Annotated in this window: 21 protein-coding genes and 2 tRNA genes; 10 read left to right on the top strand and 13 right to left on the bottom strand. The window is 57.5% G+C overall.

The genetic code is table 11. The features are described 5' to 3' along the window. Window positions 1-295 precede the first annotated feature (295 nt). The 4 genes from NXF97_RS09250 (at window position 296) to NXF97_RS09235 (ending at window position 3,277) form a co-directional block, all read left to right on the top strand. Window positions 296-910 (top strand): lysophospholipid acyltransferase family protein, encoded by a 615-nt coding sequence (locus tag NXF97_RS09250; protein WP_022373380.1) that lies wholly within the window; start codon window positions 296-298, stop codon window positions 908-910. Further along, window positions 907-1,869: a phosphatidate cytidylyltransferase gene (locus tag NXF97_RS09245; protein ID WP_022373381.1), complete on the top strand. Its 963-nt coding sequence runs from the start codon at window positions 907-909 to the stop codon at window positions 1,867-1,869. The genes NXF97_RS09250 and NXF97_RS09245 overlap by 4 nt, the downstream gene beginning before the upstream one ends. Before the next feature lie 100 nt (window positions 1,870-1,969). Next, entirely contained in the window at window positions 1,970-2,776 is an 807-nt protein-coding gene (locus tag NXF97_RS09240) for a thymidylate synthase (RefSeq protein WP_022373382.1), read from the top strand. 12 nt (window positions 2,777-2,788) lie between these two features. Then, window positions 2,789-3,277 carry a dihydrofolate reductase gene (locus NXF97_RS09235; protein ID WP_022373383.1) on the top strand — a complete coding sequence of 163 codons (489 nt, stop codon included), beginning with the start codon at window positions 2,789-2,791 and terminating at the stop codon, window positions 3,275-3,277. Here NXF97_RS09235 and phoR read toward each other — a convergent pair whose 3' ends face one another. From phoR to carA, 6 genes are all read right to left on the bottom strand, one after another. Then, window positions 3,278-4,666: a phosphate regulon sensor histidine kinase PhoR gene (phoR, locus tag NXF97_RS09230; RefSeq protein ID WP_274955790.1), complete on the bottom strand. Its 1,389-nt coding sequence runs from the start codon at window positions 4,664-4,666 to the stop codon at window positions 3,278-3,280. Window positions 4,667-4,687: 21 nt separating this feature from the next. Beyond that, window positions 4,688-5,377 (bottom strand): response regulator, encoded by a 690-nt coding sequence (locus tag NXF97_RS09225; RefSeq protein ID WP_022373385.1) that lies wholly within the window; start codon window positions 5,375-5,377, stop codon window positions 4,688-4,690. A 152-nt stretch (window positions 5,378-5,529) separates the two neighbouring features. Continuing rightward, complete coding sequence (greA, locus tag NXF97_RS09220; protein ID WP_022373386.1) at window positions 5,530-6,009, bottom strand: transcription elongation factor GreA; 480 nt, start codon at window positions 6,007-6,009, stop codon at window positions 5,530-5,532. Window positions 6,010-6,052: 43 nt separating this feature from the next. After that, window positions 6,053-9,277, bottom strand: a complete 3,225-nt coding sequence (gene carB, locus NXF97_RS09215; protein ID WP_022373387.1) for a carbamoyl-phosphate synthase large subunit — start codon at window positions 9,275-9,277, stop codon at window positions 6,053-6,055. Then, window positions 9,270-9,881, bottom strand: a complete 612-nt coding sequence (gene gmhA / locus NXF97_RS09210; protein ID WP_022373388.1) for a D-sedoheptulose 7-phosphate isomerase — start codon at window positions 9,879-9,881, stop codon at window positions 9,270-9,272. Before gmhA ends, carB begins: the two co-directional genes overlap by 8 nt. Further along, entirely contained in the window at window positions 9,881-11,059 is a 1,179-nt protein-coding gene (gene carA, locus NXF97_RS09205) for a glutamine-hydrolyzing carbamoyl-phosphate synthase small subunit (RefSeq protein WP_074009081.1), read from the bottom strand. The genes gmhA and carA overlap by 1 nt, the downstream gene beginning before the upstream one ends. Window positions 11,060-11,351: 292 nt before the next feature. On the opposite strand from carA, the gene NXF97_RS09200 reads away from it, so the two are divergent. The 5 genes from NXF97_RS09200 (at window position 11,352) to NXF97_RS09180 (ending at window position 14,777) form a co-directional block, all read left to right on the top strand. After that, entirely contained in the window at window positions 11,352-12,293 is a 942-nt protein-coding gene (locus NXF97_RS09200; protein ID WP_274955789.1) for a transaldolase, read from the top strand. A gap of 12 nt (window positions 12,294-12,305) precedes the next feature. After that, window positions 12,306-12,959 (top strand): LuxR C-terminal-related transcriptional regulator, encoded by a 654-nt coding sequence (locus tag NXF97_RS09195; RefSeq protein ID WP_022373391.1) that lies wholly within the window; start codon window positions 12,306-12,308, stop codon window positions 12,957-12,959. Window positions 12,960-13,088: 129 nt separating this feature from the next. Next, window positions 13,089-14,078 carry a polyprenyl synthetase family protein gene (locus NXF97_RS09190; protein ID WP_022373392.1) on the top strand — a complete coding sequence of 330 codons (990 nt, stop codon included), beginning with the start codon at window positions 13,089-13,091 and terminating at the stop codon, window positions 14,076-14,078. 25 nt (window positions 14,079-14,103) lie between these two features. Continuing rightward, window positions 14,104-14,180, top strand: a tRNA-Pro gene (locus tag NXF97_RS09185). A gap of 54 nt (window positions 14,181-14,234) precedes the next feature. Next, window positions 14,235-14,777, top strand: a complete 543-nt coding sequence (locus NXF97_RS09180) for a type II toxin-antitoxin system antitoxin SocA domain-containing protein (RefSeq protein ID WP_022373393.1) — start codon at window positions 14,235-14,237, stop codon at window positions 14,775-14,777. 82 nt (window positions 14,778-14,859) lie between these two features. Here NXF97_RS09180 and NXF97_RS09175 read toward each other — a convergent pair whose 3' ends face one another. Both NXF97_RS09175 and NXF97_RS09170 read right to left on the bottom strand, forming a co-directional pair. Next, window positions 14,860-15,198 carry a hypothetical protein gene (locus tag NXF97_RS09175; protein ID WP_022373394.1) on the bottom strand — a complete coding sequence of 113 codons (339 nt, stop codon included), beginning with the start codon at window positions 15,196-15,198 and terminating at the stop codon, window positions 14,860-14,862. Between the two features lie 408 nt (window positions 15,199-15,606). After that, window positions 15,607-15,691: transfer RNA gene (locus NXF97_RS09170), tRNA-Leu, on the bottom strand. Window positions 15,692-15,936: 245 nt separating this feature from the next. Here NXF97_RS09170 and NXF97_RS10820 point away from each other — a divergent pair. Then, window positions 15,937-16,623, top strand: a complete 687-nt coding sequence (locus tag NXF97_RS10820) for a helix-turn-helix domain-containing protein (RefSeq protein ID WP_353885207.1) — start codon at window positions 15,937-15,939, stop codon at window positions 16,621-16,623. Between the two features lie 212 nt (window positions 16,624-16,835). Here the strand turns inward: NXF97_RS10820 and NXF97_RS09160 are convergent, their stop codons facing one another. The 5 genes from NXF97_RS09160 to NXF97_RS09140 all read right to left on the bottom strand — a co-directional run bounded on the left by NXF97_RS09160 (window position 16,836) and on the right by NXF97_RS09140 (window position 21,025). Next, window positions 16,836-17,117, bottom strand: a complete 282-nt coding sequence (locus tag NXF97_RS09160) for a hypothetical protein (protein ID WP_143183038.1) — start codon at window positions 17,115-17,117, stop codon at window positions 16,836-16,838. 64 nt (window positions 17,118-17,181) lie between these two features. Continuing rightward, window positions 17,182-17,547: a DMT family protein gene (locus NXF97_RS09155; RefSeq protein WP_022373397.1), complete on the bottom strand. Its 366-nt coding sequence runs from the start codon at window positions 17,545-17,547 to the stop codon at window positions 17,182-17,184. Between the two features lie 48 nt (window positions 17,548-17,595). Continuing rightward, complete coding sequence (folK, locus tag NXF97_RS09150; RefSeq protein ID WP_022373398.1) at window positions 17,596-18,078, bottom strand: 2-amino-4-hydroxy-6-hydroxymethyldihydropteridine diphosphokinase; 483 nt, start codon at window positions 18,076-18,078, stop codon at window positions 17,596-17,598. Then, window positions 18,079-20,280, bottom strand: coding sequence for a polynucleotide adenylyltransferase PcnB (gene pcnB / locus NXF97_RS09145; RefSeq protein ID WP_274955788.1), 2,202 nt, complete (start codon window positions 20,278-20,280; stop codon window positions 18,079-18,081). Then, on the bottom strand, window positions 20,273-21,025 hold the full coding sequence (locus NXF97_RS09140; RefSeq protein ID WP_274955787.1) for an HAD family hydrolase: 753 nt from the start codon (window positions 21,023-21,025) through the stop codon (window positions 20,273-20,275). The genes pcnB and NXF97_RS09140 overlap by 8 nt, the downstream gene beginning before the upstream one ends. Between the last annotated feature and the right edge of the window lie 26 nt (window positions 21,026-21,051).

The raw sequence follows: 21,051 nt of genomic DNA, 5'->3' as shown, positions 1-21,051 counted from the left end.
CATTCATCTGTCGCCTCCATCCGAACTTGTTCCAAAATGGAACAAGTTGCCCGTTAACCATTAACGGACGGTCGAAGCTGCGCTTCAAAAGCCGCTGTATTCCGGCACTTTCGATTATCCCGCAGCAGTGTCTTCACTGCATGGTTTCTCAAAAAAACGCCGAAACCGGTCCGCCTGCGCCCTCCCCTTTTGTGTCGACCTTATGCAACACCGCCTTACCGACAGCACAAGGCTTTGTCACATTCCCGATTTAAAATGGCGGATACTGTATTTCTTTTAAGACCAGGGTGACGTTTTGTTCAAATTTCAGTTGATGACGCCGATTGTCTGGCTCACGCGGCTTTTGGTCGGCGCCTACCCGCAGTGGATGGGCTGCAACCCCTCGCACAAGCAGAGGATTTACTTTGCCAACCACACAAGCCACCTCGACACCGTTGTCATCTGGACAGCGCTGCCCGGGTTACTGCGGCGCGTCACGCGCCCGGTCGCTGCAAAGGACTACTGGGATCATGGGCTCTTCCGTAAACGCCTTGCGATGAAGGAATTAAACGTCGTTTTGATTGACCGCAAGGGCGCTGACCGCAGCGATCCGTTAAAGCCTCTGAAGGAAGCCCTGGCCGCGGGCGACTCCCTCATCATTTTCCCGGAAGGCACCCGTCGTCCGCAGCCGCTGCCGAGTGAATTTAAAAGCGGCCTGTGGCGTCTGATGCGCGACTTTCCGGACGTGGAACTCATCCCGGTTTATATCGAAAACCTCTACCGCGCGATGCCCAAGGGGGTTTTGATCCCGGTTCCGACGATCTGCTCGATCCGGTTCGGGGCGCCGCTGGAACACTCCCCGGACGAACCCAAGGAAGAGTTTTTAACCAAGGCCCGTCAGGCCGTTATCGATCTGGCCCAATCATCATGATGCGACTCGGAATCAGCCTGCAGTCAGGCTACCTCATCATTCTCGCCTCGCTCATCATTCTGATGGGCGCAGGCACCATTTACGGTCTCTGGGCACAGGGACGCGCAAAGAGCCCCGAGGCCGTACAGCGCCTGGCGGTTGTGAACGCCCGCACCCGCATGGGCTGGTGGCTTATCGCGATTTTTGCGATTGCCTGGTGGTTCGGACAGGGAACGCTCACGATTCTCTTTGCGGTCTTTTCCTTTTTCCTGCTGCGCGAATTTATTGCGCTCACCCCCATTAAGCACACGGACCACTGGGTGCTGGTGGTGGCGTTTTATCTCGCGATCCCCATTCAGTACCTCCTTGTGTACTTAGACCTCTCGGCGGTCTTTACGCTTTTTATTCCGGTCTATCTCTTCTTGCTGTTGCCGGTGATTGCAGCCTTAAGCCACGACACGGACCGGTATCTTGAGCGTGTCGCCAAGGTCCAGTGGGGCGTGATGATCTGCGTGTTCTGCGTGAGCCATGCGCCCGCGATTGCGACGCTTGACATGACGCGCTACGGGTCTTCCGGACCCCTGATGCTTCTCTTTTTCCTGCTGGTCATCTTCTCAGCGGATCTTTTCTCGGTGATTGCGAGTTCCGCACTGGGCGGCAAGCCCCTGAGAATGAACCCCAATAAGACGGTGAAGGGCATGTCGCTCGGGTGCTTTTTGGGGCTTTTGGTGGGCGTTGCGCTTTACTGGCTCACCCCCTTCCGTCTCTGGCAGGCGGCGCTTTATTCGCTTGCGATTGTTTTAGCTGGCGCCATGGGCGACATCGTCATCAATTCGGTGAAGCGCAGTCTCGGCTCACGTAGCTGGGAAGGGGAACTCTACATCGGCCGCGGGATTCTCGAGCGCTTTGCGCCGCTCACTTTTGCCGCGCCCGCTTTCTATCACCTCACGATCCTCTTCTTTAAGATTCTGAACCTCTGATTCTGTGACCGCCGAGAGCTGTTAGACTCTCCTTCAAGATTTTCCCTCCGGTACGCCCCAAGCGTACCGGTCGTTTTTTCAACCTGTTTGGAGCCCGAAGATGACGCCTGTAAGCAATCAGTACGAAACCCTTTTACGGCACGTTTTCGAAACGGGCACGCAAAAGACCGACCGCACGGGCGTGGGCACCCGCTCGGTCTTCGGCTACCAGATGCGGTTTGACCTGACCGAGAGTTTTCCGCTGGTGACCACCAAGAAACTTCACCTGCGCTCGATCATTCACGAGCTTTTGTGGTTTTTAAACGGTGACAGCAACGTCAAGTACCTCCACGACAACAAAGTGACGATCTGGGACGAATGGGCCGACAAAGACGGCAACCTCGGGCCCATCTACGGCGTGCAGTGGCGAAGCTGGCCCGCTCCGGACGGAGAGAAGATCGACCAGATCTCGCAGGCCCTGGATCTCATTCAGCACAACCCCGACAGCCGACGCATCATTGTGTGCGCCTGGAATGTCGCAGACATCGACAAAATGGCGCTGCCGCCGTGTCACTGTCTCTTTCAGTTTTATGTGGCTGACGGCAAACTCTCCTGCCAACTCTATCAGCGAAGCTGCGACATTTTTCTGGGCGTTCCCTTTAACATCGCGAGTTACGCACTTCTGACCTGCATGATGGCGCAGCAGTGTGACCTCACGCCAGGGGAATTCATCTGGACGGGCGGGGACTGCCACATCTACAACAACCACTTTGAGCAGGTCAAAGAACAGCTTTCCCGCACGCCGCGCCCCTATCCGAAGCTAGTGATTAAGCGCCGGCCGGCCTCGCTTTTTGACTACAAGTTTGATGACTTTGAGATCGTGGGCTACGACCCGTACCCGACGATTAAAGCCCCGATTGCCGTTTAAGGAGACGCCCGAATGTCCGCACCCTTGGAAATGATTGTGGCCCGTGCCGCAAACGGCGTCATCGGAAACGCCGGCACCATGCCCTGGCATATTCCGGAAGACCTCAGGCACTTTAAGACGGTGACGATGGGCGCTGCGGTCATCATGGGCCGTAAAACGCGCGAAAGCATCGGGCGCAACCTCCCGGGGCGCACCAACATTGTGATAAGCCGCAATGCAGCAACGCACTACGACGGAGCCCTTACCGTACCGTCGCTTGCTGACGCCTTAAAGGCCGCTCAAAACGAAGCCAAAGTCTTTGTGATCGGGGGCGGTCAGATTTACCGCGCAGCGCTCCCCCTCGCGCAGACCTGCTGGGTCACCGAAATTGCGGCGGAATGTGCGGGTGACACGACCTTTCCGGAACTGCCCGCGTCCGAATGGAAAAAAACGGTTTTACGGGAAGTTCCCGCAACGGACACGACCCCGATGTTGACCTTCTGCCGCTACGACAGAATCTAGTCACGAAGCGCTGGCAGCTGCGGCCGGCGCTTTTTCTTTAGCCGCCACGTCGATCACGTCGGCTGCCGCCTTGGTGCTTACGCGCTCAGCGGGAAACACCACGGTAAAGGTGGAGCCCTTCCCAAGCTCACTTTCAATTATCATCTGTGCGTTGTGGTGAAGGAGCACGTGCTTTACGATCGCAAGTCCGAGGCCCGTACCCCCGGTGTTTCGCGAGCGCGACTTATCCACGCGGTAAAAGCGTTCCGTAAGACGCGGCAGATCCTTCTTGTCAATGCCAATACCGTTATCTGAGACGCTCACCACAGCCTGCCCTTCGGGCGTTACGGCAACCGTTGCGTGGATATGGCCGCCCGGCGGCGTATAGCGCACGGCGTTTGTCATGAGGTTGACGACCACGCTGCGGATTTCATCGGAATACCCGTTAAGCCACACCGGCACCACCGAGCAATCCACCGTATGGCGGTTTTTCGCGACGACCTGCATCTCTTCCGTGACCGTTGAGACCAACTCATGCAGGGCCACGGTTTCGCTCTTTTTGTCCGTAGAGCCGCTCTCAAGGCGCGAAAGCGTCAGAAGATCGTCGATTAAGCGCTGCATCCTGAGCGCCTGCTCACGCATGAGTTCCAAGTGCTGCGGCTGCAGTTCGGCTTTACCCGAGACGCCGCTTACCGCCATATCAAGAAAGCCGTTAAGGACCGTGAGAGGGGTTCTCAATTCGTGCGAGACGTTCGCGACAAAGTCGCGCCGCATGGCATCGAGCTTTTCCTGTTCCGTCACATCCCGCGCAATTAAAAGGGCGTTTTTGCGGTCGGCAACGACCACGCGGATTTCGTAGGTTTTATCCGTCCCCACCTTGGGCCAGATCAAGGGCGTCTCATAGTGTCCGGCCTTAAGGTACGCCACGAGTGTCTCATCAGGCACAAGCGCAAAGACGTGCCGCCCCACATCGTTTTCACCGCTCACGCCGAAAATCGCTTCGGCGTTGGCGTTACACCAGGAAAGCACCCAGTCGCGCTTTAAAAGAAGGATGCCTTCCGGAAGCGCTCCGAGCGTTTTTTTGTAGCGCGCTTCACGCTCTTCCAGGCGTCGTGCGTTTTTATCAAAGGCCCGGCGGGTTTTATAAACCCGCGCAAAAATGTCGGCCCAAAGGCCCATTGCGGCATCGGGCACTTCGGCCGCGTCCGCGCGCGTCACCGACACCGAGTCATCGAGCCAGTGCGCCAGCCGCGCGATGTAATTTAAGTGCATCAGGATTTCGGCAAAAAATCCCAGAATCACCACGCCCATGCCCCAGTAGGGGTTGGTAAGCCCCGCACACGCAAGGCCCAGCACAATGATGAGAATGAGCCGGAAAAAGACCGGCCCCATGAGTTGGATCCGTTTCATCGCCAAAGTCCCCGAAGGTTTTTACGCTGCCGATTCCACCGCGCGGTACCCAAGCCCGCGCACCGTTTCCACAATGTTTTTGGCGTCCGTTGCCGCAAGCTGCTTTCTGAGTCTCAGAATATGCACGTCCACCGTGCGCTCATCAAAGCCGTCGGCATCGTCCCACACACGCTCCAAAAGCTGCGCGCGGGAGTAAACGCGCCCGGGGTTGGCGGCGAGCACCAACAGCATCTTGAATTCAATCACGCCCAAGCGCACTTCATTGCCGTTAACCTTACAGCTGAAGCGCGCTTCATTCATCGTGAGCGGCCCGCAGACGATGTTCTTTTCGGCTTCACTGTGCCCGCGGCGCAGAACCGCCCGCATGCGGGCAATTAATTCGCGCGGAGAGAAGGGTTTGACGATATAGTCGTCTGCGCCGGCCTCCAGCCCCGCCACCTTGTCGCTTTCCGTGCCGCGCGCGGTGAGCATGATGACGGGTAGCCCCTGGGTTTTCTCATCGCGCCGCAGTTGCTCAAGCCACTGCAGGCCCGAGAGGTCCGGCAGCATCCAGTCAAGCAGGATAAGGTCGGCGTGATCCGCGGCAAGCAAAGACTGTGCTTCCTTTACGGTTCCCGCACGAAAAACCTGAAAGCCTGCGGTTTCACAAGCAAATCCGATGAGTTCCCGAATGGCGGGCTCATCTTCCACAACCAAAACGCGTTCCGGCATAGCTCAAACTTCAAATTTAAGTTAAGCGCATCGTGCGCACCGAATATGACAGAAAAATGACAAAGACCCAGCCAATAAAAAAGCCTGCCCGGAAACTGCCTTAAATGCGCATCCCGGTACAGGCTCCTTTGGCGTTAATCCGCTCAGAAACGTCAGACGTACTTCACGGAAATAATCGCGTAGTGAATGAGACCCTTGGGGGCCGGGCACGTCACCTCATCGCCCTCGAACTTGCCGATAAGGCTGCGCGCGAGGGGACTTGAGATCGAAATGCGGTTTTCCTTGATGTCAGCCTCATCGTCTCCCACGATCTGGTAGGACTTCGTGTTGCCGGAATCCTCGTCTTCAAGCTCCACGGTCGCACCAAAGACGATGCGCTCCCCGGCCTGCAGCGTCTTCGGATCGATGATCTGCAGCATCGGGATCTTCCCTTCGAGTTCGGCAATACGCCCTTCGATGTGGCCCTGCATTTCCTTGGCCGCATCGTATTCGGCGTTTTCAGACAAGTCGCCCTTTTCGCGTGCTTCGGCAATTGCCTGCACGACGGCGGGGCGCTTGACGCGCTTTAACTCATCGAGCTCGCGGCGAAGCTTCTCGGCCCCGGCCACGGTAATCGGAATACGTTTATCCATTGCTACTTACTTCCAATAAATTCCCAACAGCAAGCCCGCCATTTTACTCGGCCGCGGCATGCATCTCCTGCAGCGAATAGACCTGCGCGTCCTCAAGGTGCTTGATGCCCTCAACGGCTGCGCGGCCCCCGGCGATCGTCGTAAAGTACGTGACGCGGTTTGCAAGCGCCGCCATGCGGATTGCGCGCGCGTCGCTGATCTCGCCGCGCGATTCGTTGCTCGTGGTGATCACAAGCTGAATCTCGTGGTTCTTGATCTTGTCCAAAACGTTCGGACGGCCGTCGCTCACCTTATTCACAACCTTGCAGTCGATGCCGGCTTTGGCAAGCGCAGCACCGGTGCCGCGGGTGGCAACGAGCTTGTAGCCTGCGTCCGCCAATTCCGCGGCCACGACAATCGCGCGCGGCTTATCTTCGTCACGCACGGAAATAAAGACCGTGGCGCCCGCCGGAGGCAGCATGTTGCCCGCCCCCAACTGGCTCTTAAAGAGCGCTTCGCCGAAGGTGCGGCCCACGCCCATCACTTCGCCCGTGGAGCGCATTTCCGGGCCGAGAACCGGGTCAACACCCAGGAACTTCGCAAAGGGGAAGACGGCTTCCTTCACGCAGACGTAGCTGGGTTTGACCTCAACCTTCACGCCCTGCTTTTCAAGGGAATCCCCCACCATGCAGCGCGCGGCGATCTTTGCAAGCGGCACGCCCGTGGCCTTCGAGACAAAGGGCACCGTGCGGCTGGCGCGGGGATTGACTTCCAAAACGTAAATCAAGGGATTTTCAGTGACGGCATTTTTCACCGCAAACTGCACGTTCATAAGGCCCACAACACCCAAAGCCTTTGCCATCACCACCGTCTGGCGGCGCACTTCCTGAAGGATGTCTTCACGAAGGCTGTACGGGGGCAGCGAGCAGGCCGAGTCACCGGAATGCACACCCGCGGCTTCCACGTGCTGCATGAGTCCGCCGATTTTCACTTCCTTGCCGTCACTTACCGCATCAACGTCCATTTCAACGGCGTCGTCCAAGAAGTGATCCAAAAGCACCGGGCTGTCTTCGCTCACCACAATGGCTTCGTGCATGTAGCGCATCAGTTCCTTACTGTTATGCACGATATCCATGGCGCGGCCGCCCAGAACGTAGCTCGGACGCACCACGATCGGGTAGCCGATTTCTTCGGCAAGTTTCAGAGCCGCTTCTTCGGTGTGCGCCGTGCGGTTGGGCGGCTGACGAAGGCCCAATTCATTGATGAGCTTCTGGAAGCGTTCACGGTCTTCGGCGCAGTCAATCGCATCCGTTGACGTACCGATGATGGGCACCCCCTCTTTTTCCAGAGCCCGGCAGATTTTCAAGGGCGTCTGCCCGCCGTACTGAACAATCACGCCCGCGGGTTTTTCGCTGTGGCAGATTTCCAGAACGTCTTCAAGCGTGACCGGTTCAAAGTAGAGGCGGTCGGAGGTGTCGTAGTCGGTCGAAACGGTCTCGGGGTTGCAGTTCACCATAATCGTTTCGTAACCGTCTTCGCGCATCGCAAGCGCCGCATGCACGCAGCAGTAGTCAAATTCGATACCCTGACCGATTCGGTTGGGGCCGCCGCCCAAAACGACGATCTTCTTTTTATCCGAGGGCTGCGATTCGTCTTCCGTCTGGTAGGTCGAATACATGTACGCGGTCTTCGTTTCAAATTCCGCGGCGCAGGTATCCACGCGCTTATAAACCGGGCGGATATTGAGGGCATGACGGCGGTTACGGACGTCGTCTTCATGGCACCCCGTGAGTTTGGCAAGGCGCTTGTCGGAAAAGCCCTTCTGCTTTAAAAAGAACAGATCTTCGCGGCTGATATCGGCAAGATTTACGCCTTCCACGCGCTTTTCGATGTCAATAAGCTCTCTCATCTGCGCGAGGAACCAGGGATCAATCGACGTCATCTCATGGATTTCGTCGTTGGTAAGCCCCAGACGCATGGCGTCAGCCACATAGAAAATGCGTTCCGGACCGGCTTCGCTGATTTCGTGAATGATTTCTTCGCGGTCCGTGGACAAGGGCGTCAAACCGTCCTTACCGGTTTCAAGACCGCGCAACGCCTTCTGGAGCGACTCCTGGAAGGACGACCCGATCGCCATCACTTCACCCACGGACTTCATCTGCGTGGTGAGACGGTCATCGGCCTGCGGGAACTTCTCAAAGGCAAAACGCGGGACCTTGGTGACAACGTAGTCAATCGTCGGCTCAAAGGACGCGGGCGTAGCGCCCCCGGTGATGTCGTTTTTGAGTTCGTCAAGCGTGTAGCCCACCGCAAGTTTGGCAGCGACCTTGGCAATCGGGAACCCCGTTGCCTTGGAGGCCAGGGCCGAGGAGCGCGAGACACGCGGATTCATTTCGATGACAATCAGACGCCCGTTTTTGGGGTTCACGGCAAACTGCACGTTGCTGCCGCCCGTATCCACACCGATTTCACGCAGCACCGCAATCGACGCGTCACGCATGATCTGGTACTCGCGGTCCGTGAGGGTCTGCGCCGGAGCCACCGTAATCGAGTCACCCGTATGAATGCCCATGGGGTCGAAGTTTTCGATGGAGCAGACGATGATGCAGTTATCCGCCTTATCGCGCACGACTTCCATCTCGTACTCTTTCCACCCGAGAAGCGACTCTTCAATGAGAAGTTCGTGCGTCGGGGAAAGCGCGAGACCACGCTCGCAGATTTCCACGAATTCCTGCATGTTGTAGGCAATGCCGCCGCCGGAGCCGCCGAGCGTAAAGGACGGGCGGATCACCGCGGGAAAGCCCACGCGCTGCTGAACAGCCAGCGCCTCCGACATGTTGTAGGCAATCCCCGAGCGCGCGGACTCAAGCCCGATGCGGGTCATCGCTTCCTTAAAGCGCTGACGGTCTTCGGCCTTATCGATCGCTTCGGGCGAAGCGCCGATGAGTTCCACATCGTACTTTTTAAGAATACCCTTTTCGTCCAATTCCATCGCGAGGTTTAAGGCCGTCTGCCCGCCCATCGTGGGGAGAATGGCGTCCGGTTTTTCGCGCGCGATGATGCGCTCCACCACCTTCACGTTTAAGGGTTCGATATAAGTGGCGTCCGCCGTATCCGGGTCGGTCATGATGGTGGCGGGGTTGGAGTTCACCAGAATCACGCGGTAACCCTCTTCCCGGAGCGCCTTACACGCCTGTGCGCCGGAATAGTCAAATTCGCAGGCTTGGCCGATCACAATCGGACCGGCCCCGAGAATCATGATGGATTTAATGTCGGTACGTTTAGGCATGTTCACTACCCGTCTGATAATTTTTGGGATCAAGCTCACGCTCAACGAGCTCAATCAGAATATGAATAACTTTAATGTGCAGTTCCTGCACGCGGTCGGCCCAGGCGCCGCCCGGGGTGACGACCGCGATGTCGGCCAGTTTCGTGATTTCTGAGCCGGCTTTCCCTGTAAGGGCAATCACCTTGACACCCTTTTCGCGCGCCGTACGCGCGGCCTTGACGACGTTTTTGCTCGTGCCTGAGGTCGTGATCGCCAAAAGCACATCGCCGGGCTTGCCGAAAGCCTCAACCCAGCGGGAAAAGACGTCTTCGTAGCCGAAGTCGTTTGCGACACAGGCAAGGTGCGAGGCGTCTGCGATCGCCTGCGCGCGGTAGGGACGGCGGTTTTGGCGGTAGCGCCCCGTCATCTCCTCGGCAAAGTGCATGGCGTCGCAGAGACTTCCGCCGTTGCCGCAGCTCATCACCGTACCGCCCGCCTTCTGGCTTTGAGCAATCAGGTGTCCGGCCGCAGCCACTGCCTCCAGCATCGCTTTGTCGGCGATCAGGGCGTCAAGGGCCTGTCTGGCTTCAGTCAAGTCCGCAAGGACTACGTCAGCGCCCGTCATCAGCGGCGGCTCCGCATGAGTTCGGCAAAGCGGTCAAACAAGGGGGCAATATCGTGCGGACCGGGGCTTGCTTCAGGGTGACCCTGAAAGCTGATTGCCGGGGCGTCGACAAACCGCAACCCCTGCAGCGACCCGTCAAAAAGGCTCTTGTGGCTTGCCTCAACCCCTTCCGGAAGCGTCGCCGCATCCACCGCAAACCCGTGGTTCTGGCTCGTGATGTAGACGCGCTTAGTCTTGAGATCCACCACCGGGTGGTTGCCGCCGTGGTGGCCGAATTTCATCTTGAGGGTCTTACCGCCGCAGGCAAGGCCCATGATCTGATGCCCGAGGCAGATACCGAAGAGGGGGATCTTCTTTTCAAGGCACACGCGCGCCGTTTCGATGGCGTAGGTGCAGGGCTCGGGGTCACCGGGCCCGTTGGAGAGGAAGACGCCGTCCGGATTCATCGCGAGAACCTCAGACACGGGCGTGGTCGCGGGCACCACGGTCACTTCCATGCCGCGCTCGGCCATCTCGCGCAAAATGTTGCGCTTGATGCCGAAGTCGTAGGCAACAACCTTGTACTTAAAGGTTTCGGGCTTATTAAAGCCGGGCTCGCCGTCAGCGGCCTTAAGGCCCCAGAGGCCTTCCTTCCATTCGTACGTCGTCTTCGTGGAGACTTCTGCCGCGAGATCGCGCCCCACCATCGAGCCCCAGGAGGCAGCCGCCTTTTTGGCCGCTTCAATGTCGGCGTCGGTTAAAGCTCCTTCCTTTGCGGCCACAAGGCAGCCCGCCTGTGCGCCGAACGTTCTCAGGCGCCGCACCAGAGCGCGGGTATCGATGTCGCTTACCGCAACCGTCCCGGCCTTTTTGAGGTAGGAAGACAAGTCGTCGGTCGCACGGAAGTTACTCACAACGGGGGAAGCGCAGCGCACGATAAGGCCCGCGGCGGCCACACGGGCGCTTTCTTCGTCAGAGGGGTTCACGCCCACGTTACCGATATGCGGATAGGTAAGCGTCACAATCTGGCCGGTGTAGCTCGGATCCGTGAGTATTTCCTGATACCCCGTCATCGAGGTGTTAAACACCACTTCGGCCGTCACGGTGCCCGCGGCACCCAGGCTGCGGCCGCGAAATACCGTACCGTCGGCAAGCACCAGCGCTGCCTGAGGGCGTGTATCGGTTTGAATGGATCTCAAGATAGTCTCCCGCACGAAAAAATCTTAACTGTCAGTCGTCAGCGGCGCCCGGTAAAACGGTCACTTCCCCGAGCGTCGGTAAAATCGACAAATTATAGCTTTCAGCCGCGCTTTCCTCTCTTCGGGATAAGCCGAATTTTCTAGGCCGATTTAAGTAGCTCACAGCCGCTATCCCGCAACAGTTCTGCAGCTTTTTCCCGATACCGTCTCTGCAGGATTTCGGTAGGATAAAGCGAAAACAGGGAGAGGCCCTGCCCGGCAGGGTCCGATACATCTTTTACAAAAGATAAAAATGACAGACACCAAGAGCGAGCTCTCGCAGCTAAAGACCTGGACCACGGTTGTGGCCGATACCGGCGACATTGATGAAATTGCGCGCGTGCGGCCCACGGAAGCCACCACCAACCCCTCGCTCATTCTCAAAGCCGCCATGACGCCGCGGGGCGAAGCGGTTTTGCGCGAAGCCCGCCGGGCCCCGGAATCGGCCTCTGACCGCATTGACCGGGTTTTGACCGCCTTCGGCGCTGAAATCCTGCAGCACATTCCGGGGCGCGTAAGTACCGAAGTCGACGCCCGCCTCTCCTTTAATCCGCGCGCCACGGTGGAAAAAGCCCGCCGCATCATTGCGCTTTATGAAGCGCTCGGCATTTCACGCGAACGGATTCTCATCAAGATTGCCTGCACGTGGGAAGGCACACAGGCTGCGCGCGTGCTGGAGCTTGAAGGCATTCACTGCAACATGACGCTTATCTTTGACCTGCCGCAGGCCATAGCCGCCTCGCAGGCCAGGGCAACGCTCATCAGCCCGTTTGTGGGCCGCATCTACGACTGGTACAAAGCCAAGGAAGGCGCCCTCTGGGACGAAACCGCGATGGCTGGCGTGAACGACCCGGGCGTACAGTCCGTCACACGGATCTGGAAGGCACTTAAAGCAAGCGGCAGCAAAACCCAGGTGATGGGAGCGAGTTTCCGCAACAAAGGGGAAATCACGGCGCTTGCCGGCTGCGACCTCCTCACGATTGCGCCGAAATTTATCGACGAACTCAACACAACCTTTGCCCCTCTGCCCCGCGTTTTGGACGCTGAGAAACTCAAGTCCGTTGAGCCCCTCACGATCTCAGAATGCGACTTTCGGTATGCGTTAAACGCTTCGCCCCTGGCTAGCGGCAAACTTGCCCAGGGGATCCGCAGCTTTGCCGCGGACACCGAAAAACTCGAAGGCCTGCTGCATTAAGGAAACAGGGCGATGACAACGGCGGCATGGCGGGTTCTCATTGTCGAACCGGACGAAATCCGGATGCGGCACTACATGCTTGAGCTCATGCAGGACTCGGCGTTTCATCTGGCGGCAACGGCCCCCAACAAACGTCGTGCAATGCCCCTGATTGACCGCACGCCCGTGGATCTGGCGGTCGTAAACGCCCGGCTTCCGGACGGGTGCGGCGCGGAAATCACGCGCGCGGTACTTAAAAAAAATCCGGATGCCCATATCCTCATTGCCACGGACGTGAGCGAAGAAAACACCGTCATGCAAAGCGTGGAAGCCGGAGCCGACGGCTACATTCTCGTCACGAACGATGCGCCGCGTATTGCTGACAGCCTTAAGGTGATGGCTGCGGGCGGGTCGCCCGTGAGCCCCCTCATCGCCCGTTCGGTTTTGCGCGCCCTGCACTCAAGAAACACCGCGGCGCCTGCGCCCGCAAGCGACATCCTCTCGCGCCGGGAGCTTGACATCATGGGGCTCCTCGCTAAGGGCCTCACGTTGACGGCAATTGCTGAGATTCTTTCGATCAGCGAACACACCGTCACCACGCACGTCAAGAAGATCTACAAAAAGCTTAACGTCCACTCGCGCGGCGAAGCCGTTTACGAAGCGCGGCAGCTGCACCTGATTCAGTAAACCAAAAAGCGTTTTAGGACGGCCGCACAGTCAAGGGCACCCGCCGCGGCTATCATTGCGTCCATGGTTCTGTGCTTCAGATGGTTTTTCTGCCGTACAGCCTCCTTAATCAACTTTCTGTTTTTCACCATGGCCACCACTACCGCCACCAAAGAAGCCGTCCGTGCGGCGCTTGCTCCCATTGCCGCCGATATGGCTGAAGTCGAACGCGTCATCGCCGAAGAGATGTCAAGTTCCGTTGCCCGCGTGCAGGAAATCGGGCGCTACATCACGCAGGCGGGCGGCAAACGCATGCGCCCGGCGCTTCTCATCCTGATGGCGCGCGCCATGGGAGAAAAGACAAAGGCGGCACCCTTTCTCGGTGCTGTGATTGAGATTCTTCACACCGCAACGCTCATGCACGACGATGTGGTCGATGAAGGCATGATGCGCCGGGGACGGGAAACCGCCAACGCCCGCTGGGGTAACGGCCCTGCGGTGCTCGTCGGGGACTTCCTCTACACGCGCTCATTTCAGATGATGGTGAGAGCCGGAAACCTTCGGGTGATGCAGGCGCTGGCCGATGCCGCCAACCGCTTAAGCGAGGGCGAAGTCCTGCAGATGGCCAATGCCCACGATCCGGATGTCGATGAAAAGCGCTACTTTGCCGTGATCGAACGCAAGACCGCGTGCCTTTTTGAAGCTGCGGCACACATGGCAGCAGCTTTAGCTGACGCCCCCAAGGCCTACGAAGACGCCTGTGCACAGTATGCCCTCTGCCTTGGTAACGCTTTCCAGATCGCTGACGACATCCTTGACTACAAGGGCGTGGCCGCCGACATCGGCAAAAACCTCGGAGCTGACCTTCGCGAAGGCAAGGTGACGCTTCCCGTGATCTACGCACTGCAGGCGACTTCTGACGCGGACAAGGAAATGATCCGCGCAGCCATCCGCGCCGGAGACGGTGACTTTGAGGCAATCAGCCGCATCGTTGTGGAAACCGGAGCCATCGAAAAGTGCCACGCACGGGCGCTTGAAGAGGCAAAAAAAGGCGTGGAAGCATTAAATTCTCTTCCGGCTGGACAATTCCGCGAATCTCTGATAAAGTTTCTGTCCTTCGCAGCGGAGCGGGACCGATAAAAAGTCCTGATGCCGTACGAAGTTTCGGGGTGTAGCTCAGCCTGGTAGAGTACTACGTTCGGGACGTAGGAGTCGGAGGTTCGAATCCTCTCACCCCGACCAGAATTTCGACAGGGAGATAACTTTTTAGTTGTCTCCCTGTTTTTATTTCCTGCCATGCCTGTCTTCCATCGAGAAAAAGCCATTGAGCTTGCAGCCCGTCTCCTTTGGCTCGCCGGTACGAGTGTTTCGGCCTTCAGCCTCTTGCTGCTCCTTTACCTCGCTGAAAGAGCCTTTTTACTTCGGCATGCCGAGCGATTTACCGGCAGCTCCGCAGAAGCCCTGCCCGACGGACCAATGCTTACCGACGTTGCGGCTCTTTTCTCCGGCGAAGCATCACCGGCCGCGGACGGCTTTGCCCGAGGCCCCCACGGGCTGAGACTTGCGACAACCTGCAAACCAAGTTTTGATCACCTTTCCGCCGCGGACATTGAGACGGCTGACAGCATCTGGGCACAATTCGGGAAACTCTCTGAAGCAGAACTCAAAGTTCTGCTTCAGAACGGGCTTTGCCCGGAGTGGCAATCAGGCGTGACTGCGACGATCACAGATACACAGATCCTGGTTGCCGGAGGAAAAACACCGCGGGAGATTGCGGCCTTCCTTGAAAATCTCAAGGAAGCGGATGACCTGGCAACGGTTCAGCAAAAGCTGATATAGCTTGCGGTCGAACCTGTTCGCAGTCAATTCTCCAAGCCATACACCTCCACAACTCGTGGAGGAACCTACAGAAATTTATCCGTTACAGTGCGTACTTTACCGAAAGGTCGTAGAGCTTTTGTACGTCTTCAGGCATCGCTTTGTACCCCGCAAGCTCAAAGGGCTGCTTTTTCAGGTAGTCAAGCGCAAAAACCTGCAGGCGGTCAAGATCGATAATGTCACCTGATCCGTTCACAACGCCCGCGTCCTGCAGTTCCGGGATATAAGAGCGGATGAGAAGCGGCGAAGTCTTCACCGCAAGTGCCCCCAGGGGCACAATGGTCATGGCCGTAATGCCGCCCTTTTCAAGTGCCATCGGTTTAAGCACCGTCTCGTAGAACTCGCCGATGACAAGAGGCATCTTGGATACAAGCATTTTCATTGCAGAAGCTCAATTTTCAGGCACGTCTTAAATTTGACCAAGAGAAAGCCGATGTTTTGCAATGTCCTTCTGTCACCTACCCGCGAGTGAACAAACTTCTGTTTTTGCATCAATCTCAGATCAACAGTTTCTGCAGGCCGTTGACAGTGGCAAAGAGCGATTCGGCAAAGGTGACGTTCTCGTAGTCGAACTCGAAACGATACAGGTTCTGAAGGACCGCAAAATTCAGACGCTGTGGGATATCAGAAAAGTGGTCGAACACAAGACCTCAGTTGAGTAGCTTTCACTGTTCTGACAATTTGTCTTGTTTATGCACCAAGAGAACGGCTCACATCCCGATGCTTTGGCAGGACAGTCAGAAAAAAATATGACTTAACTACAAGGAAAGGAAACAAGAGAACTTGCGGATGGTGCCCGAGAAGAGACTCGAACTCTTACGCTTATTAGGCGGAGGATTTTGAGTCCTCTGCGTCTACCATTCCGCCACTCGGGCACTTTGTCGGCCGGCGAAGAAACCGCCGGGAAACGACAGGTCGTGAATTATCCCGATTTTCGCGGGCAATTGCAACAGGTTGGGAAAAAAACGGCACTTCAAAAGTCATCCGATTATCCATACCCCAATTGATATAAAATCGATCATACATGTTTTAAATCATCAGCAGGCATCTTGTTTTACCGTTTATTTTCAATAAGTTAATCGATCAGATCGATGCGATCGATTGACAAACACTCAATTGCATAACTCTCGTCCTGCCGAAATTTGACACACTCACAACCGCTGTCCGGAAAACCTGGGACAAAGCGCCGGTCACTGAAACGCTGGTCGCCTTTGCCAACACCGCCGGAGGCGATCTCTACATCGGAGTGGATAATGACGGCCGTCCGGTCGGCGTGGACTGCCCTGAGCGAATCATCAGAAACATCGCCACCGCTGCCCGCCGCATCTGCCCCTCTATGATCGGGTGTATCTCCGCAGAGGTGCTGAGAGAAAACGAAATCGCTGTAGTGCATGTACATGTCACGGCGGGAAATCTGCGTCCTTACTCAATGATCCCCGATCGACCTGAGGGCGTCTACGTCCGCACGGAATCAGCCAGCGTCCCCGCATCCTTGGCCGATATCGCCCGGATCGTAAGAGACACACCTATCACTCCGTTTGAAGCGCAACCGTCCGCCGTCCAGACACTGAGCTTTAATGCCATGAACGCTTTCTGTGCGCAAGCCGGCGTCATCATTCCCCCGAAAAGAGAGCTGCGGTACGGACTTTGGAGCGGGACTCTCGGCTGCTGGACCAATCTAGCCCTACTTTGCTCCGATCAGAGCTCAACAGAGCTCATCCTTACGGAGTTCGCTGACGATGCGATGCACACGGTAGTCAGGACTTTAAAAATCAAAGGTTCGATTTTTAAGGCTCTTCGCGCATAGTTGTGGGTAAAAAAATCAAGCAACTCACCGGAAGGTTGTTGTTTAGCGGGCTTTCCGGAGACAGCATGGTTTGGCAAAGGGATCACCAAATTTGAGCAGCACAAAAGCACCATTGCCTCGAGATTTTCAACATTACGAAACCCTTCCCGGGCTCGATCAAGACTTGGTATTGGCCGGCATGATGACAAGACGAAACGAGCATCTGGAAGCGCTCAGTAACGGCGGGTGACGGCAGCGATTTTCGGCTGATTCGTTCTGCTTTTCCAGGCATGCTCGCAGATGACCTTCTGGAGATCGCTCCCAGGCGCTTTACAATCAAACTGCTGATGAGCCGCTCTGCTGCGGCGCTCCCGGACAATGCCGATGCCGGTACAGTACTTGAAGTACTTCAAAAGAAAGGTGCAGCCCGGTCCCGTATCCGGGAGCTGGACACCCATGGACTTATCGAGCAGGTCGGCAAGGGCCCCGCTTCCCGCCACAGGATCAAAACGCACCTGACTTAATAAAGAGCCTGCAGGCTGATGCCGGCGGTCAACACACTGCCGGCAGCCCAAGCACTTAAGCCGACCGGAAGATGAAATAGACCGCCCCCACCATGCAAAGCGCCGCCCAGACGTAATCCATCCGGAAAGGCTCCTTCATCACGAAAAGCGCAAAGGGGATAAAGACCGTGAGCGTGATCACCTCCTGCATGATCTTGAGCTGCGCCAAAGAGAGCTCCGAAAACCCGATGCGGTTTGCGGGCACCTGCAGAAGGTACTCAAACAGCGCAATGCTCCAGCTCACCACGGCTGCCACATACCAGGCGCTTCCCGAGAGGTACTTTAAGTGGCCGTACCAGGCAAAGGTCATGAAGCAGTTGGAAAGCACCAAAAGGCCCGCTGCCTGTACTGCTACAGGCAGCTGCGTAAAAAAATTCAGCATCGAAACGTATCTCAGAAAAAAGCCCGCCGGAAATCAGCGGGCCGCTCATTATGCAAGTTTTTCGATTCCCTGGTCAGCTACGGACGCAAGAAAGTCCTTCGCCTTCCCCACGCCAGGGATCTCAATCTCAGGGGCAATTTCACAAAGCGGAAAAAGCACAAACGCCCGCCCGTGCATTCTCGGGTGCGGCACGGTAAGGCGAGACGTGTGAATCACCGTATCCCCGTACAGAAGAACATCGAGGTCAAGCGTTCTCGGGGCATTGTGCACACCCGCGGGCCGCACACGCCCGTGCCGGTTTTCAATCGTCTGCAAAGCGCTCAAAAGCGCGTCAGCTGAAAGCGTCGTCTCCACTTTGCAGACCGCGTTGGTGTAGTCCGGGCCGCTTGAGTCAACGGGCGCCGTGCGGTAAAAGGACGAGGTCTTTACCACGCGGATACCGGGCACGGCATTGATGTCCGCAAGCGCCGCACGCAGTGTCGCGGGCGCCTCACCGAGATTAGCGCCCAAAGCCACATAAGCCGTTGTCATTTATGCCTCAGCCTCAACCGGTTTTTTGCGGCGCACAACACGCTTTTTGGGTGCGGCTTCACCGGTTTTTTCCGCATCGTCCGCAGTCTTCGTGCGGCGTTTGCGCACGGTCTTTGCGGGGGCCTCTTCGGCAGCTGTTGCTTCAGGCTGAGCTTCAGGCGTCTCCGCCTTTTTCACCGTACGGCGACGCTTGGGCTTTTCTTCGGCAACAGTGTCCGAAGTTTCCGGTTCGGTCTTTTTACGGCGGCGCACCGTCTTTTTCACAGCGGCTTCCGGTGCCGCTTCCTCAGAAGCCGGCGCCGCACCTGCCGCTTCGCCTTCGGTCTTTACGGTTTTACGGCGCACAGCGCGCTTTTTAACAGGTGCTTCCGGAGCAGGTTCTGCCGGCGTTCCGGCGGGCTTTTCTGCCACAGTGTCCGCCGCCGCCTCAACAGCCTTCTTACGGCGCACCACACGCTTTTTCGGCGCAGCCGGTTTTTCTGCCGGCGCTTCAGGCGCCGCAGCTTCCGGTGCGGCGGCAGGGGTTTCAGCAACCGGCGCTTTTTCGGAAAGTTCGGGTCCCTTCTCGGGCACCGCCGCTTTCACATCCGCCGCCTTCTTCATACGGCGCCGGCGCGCGGGCTTTACTTCATCTGTCTCGGCCGCATCCCGCCGCGTTTCCACCTGCACAAGCGTTTCGCCCTCAGAAGTTACTACCGTGCGTTCATGCGGCAGCATCGCGTGCGCTTCATGCGTAATCTTTTCGGGTTCGGGCTTTTTGGCAATGAGAAGCGGCTCTTCCGTCTTTGCCGCAGGAGACGTCACTGCCGGCACTTCAGACGTCTTCGGCGCTTCTTCAAAGCGCTCTGAGCCGCGGCAGCGTCGGCCGTTTTTCTTGCGGCGGCTGCCTTCGCGTGCGGCCTCCGCGGTCTGGCGCGCCTGCTGCTCCACGGCTCTTACCATCCGCACCTGCTCATCGGGCGTCGTGTAGGCAAAGGTGTCCCACCACTGCACGAGGTCCGCGGGCACGTGCCCCAAAAGCGATCTGAGCAGCAAAAAGTCGTACGCAGCCCGGTATTTGAGGTGCTTAACAAGCGTAAAGGGGTTCTTGCCGGTGCGGCGTTCAAAGCGAAGCTGCATCATCCAGATGAGCTTCATGTCTTCCACGAAGCGGTTGTGAATCGCAAGGCGGCTGCACTGCGTCGCAATCACGTCGTTACTGGCGGCAAAAAGGGCTTCGGCACGCTTCATGCCTTGCTTCACTTCGTAGGCTTCCCAGCGCTTCACAACCTGGGGCCACAAAAGTGTGCAGAACATAAAGGCCGGGGAAATCTTTTTGCCGGAGGCGATGCGCTCATCCGTGCGCTTTAACGCGAGCATCAGAAACTTTTCGCCGTCGGGCTCAGAGAGGATCACGTCAAGCATCGGCAGCAGCGACCGGTGCAGGCCCTCTTTTCGCAAACCGATCAGACACTCTTCGGCGTGCCCGCTCGTAAAAAGCTTCATCATCTCGTCAAAAAGGCGTGCTGCCGGGACGTTTGCCAAAAGCCCCGCCATCTTCGGAATCGCCTTTTCGGTCGCGGCTTCCATCGTAAAGCCCAACTTTGCGGCAATACGCACCGCACGCATCATGCGCACGGGGTCTTCACGGTAGCGCTCTTCGGGGTCCCCGATCATTCTGAGGCGCTTTCGCTGCAGATCTTCCCAGCCGTGGTGGTAGTCAAACACGTCGCCCTTCATGGGATCGTAGTAAAGGGCGTTTACCGTAAAGTCGCGGCGCGCAGCGTCTTCCCACATTTCGCCGAAAACGTTGTCACTTACCACCCGCCCCTGAGCATCTTTTCGGACGCCGTCGGCGTCCAGGGCTCTGAAAGTCGAGCACTCAATGATTTCCTGACCGAAAACAACGTGCACAAGGCGAAAGCGCTTACCGATGATGAAGGCGCGCCGCTGAATGCGCTTTACCTGCTGCGGTGTGGCGTCGGTTGCCACGTCAAAATCTTTGGGAGTTGCGCCCAACAGGAGGTCACGGACGGCTCCGCCCACGATATACGCCTTAAAGCCCCGGTTTTGCAGGAGTTCACAGGTGCGCTTCGCGCTGAAGGGCACAAGTTTCGGGTCAATGCCGTGCTCGGAGGCGGGAATCACGCGCGGGGTCTTGCTGAGCGTTCTGTCCGGCCCGCTCAGAAAGTCGGTCACCATACGACGGATACGATCAAACATGACGGAAAACCTCCGGATAAAACTGTGCGCCCATGTCGGGAATCATAGCCCGCGCGAGCATCTCCTCGGTATAAGTCGCGATTTTCTTCCAGCCGCGGCGGTCGGCTTCGGCCGCAAGTTCCGGCGACGCGTTCACCGCCACACACGTGCCGCCCGCGGCGTCCACAAAGTTAAAAAGCGGCATATCGACCATCGAGTCGGAATAAAAAACAACGTCGGCTGCGGTAAGTCCCCGGCATGTGTCGGTTGCGAGAAAATCCTTTACGTACGCAATCTTTGAGGGGCCGAAACTGTTTCTGCCGGCAAGCCGCCCCGTAAATTCACCCCGCTCATCCGTTTCCGCCCGGCACGCCAAAAGATGCTCGACGCCGAAAAGCCTGGCGGAAGGGGCGCTAGCAAAAGAGTACGTGGCCGTACAGACGGCGGTCACGTCGCCCACGGCGCGGTGGCTTTCAACGAGGTCGAGGGAGGCCTGCGGCACGTTGGGCGCGAGCCAGTACTTCGTGAAGGCTTCCCGCACGCGCTCCAGATGCGCCCGGCGAAACCTGGCGAGCCACTGCATCTGGGTTGCCATAAATTCGTCGATATCAAGGCACCCGGCGTCGTAATCGGCGTCAAACTTACGAACGGCGGCAAGGACCGGTTCAAGCCTTAAGCCTGAGGCAGCCGTCATCCAGATCACCCAGGAGCCGCTTGTGTCCATCGGCATCAGGGTGTGGTCGAGGTCAAAAACAGCGAGTTTCATAGAAATTCCGCGAGGAAACCCGCGTC

This window comes from Duodenibacillus massiliensis (assembly GCF_928721995.1).
GTDB classification, from domain to species: Bacteria; Pseudomonadota; Gammaproteobacteria; order Burkholderiales; family Burkholderiaceae_F; genus Duodenibacillus; species Duodenibacillus massiliensis.
This window is presented reverse-complemented; position numbering and strand designations above follow the sequence as displayed.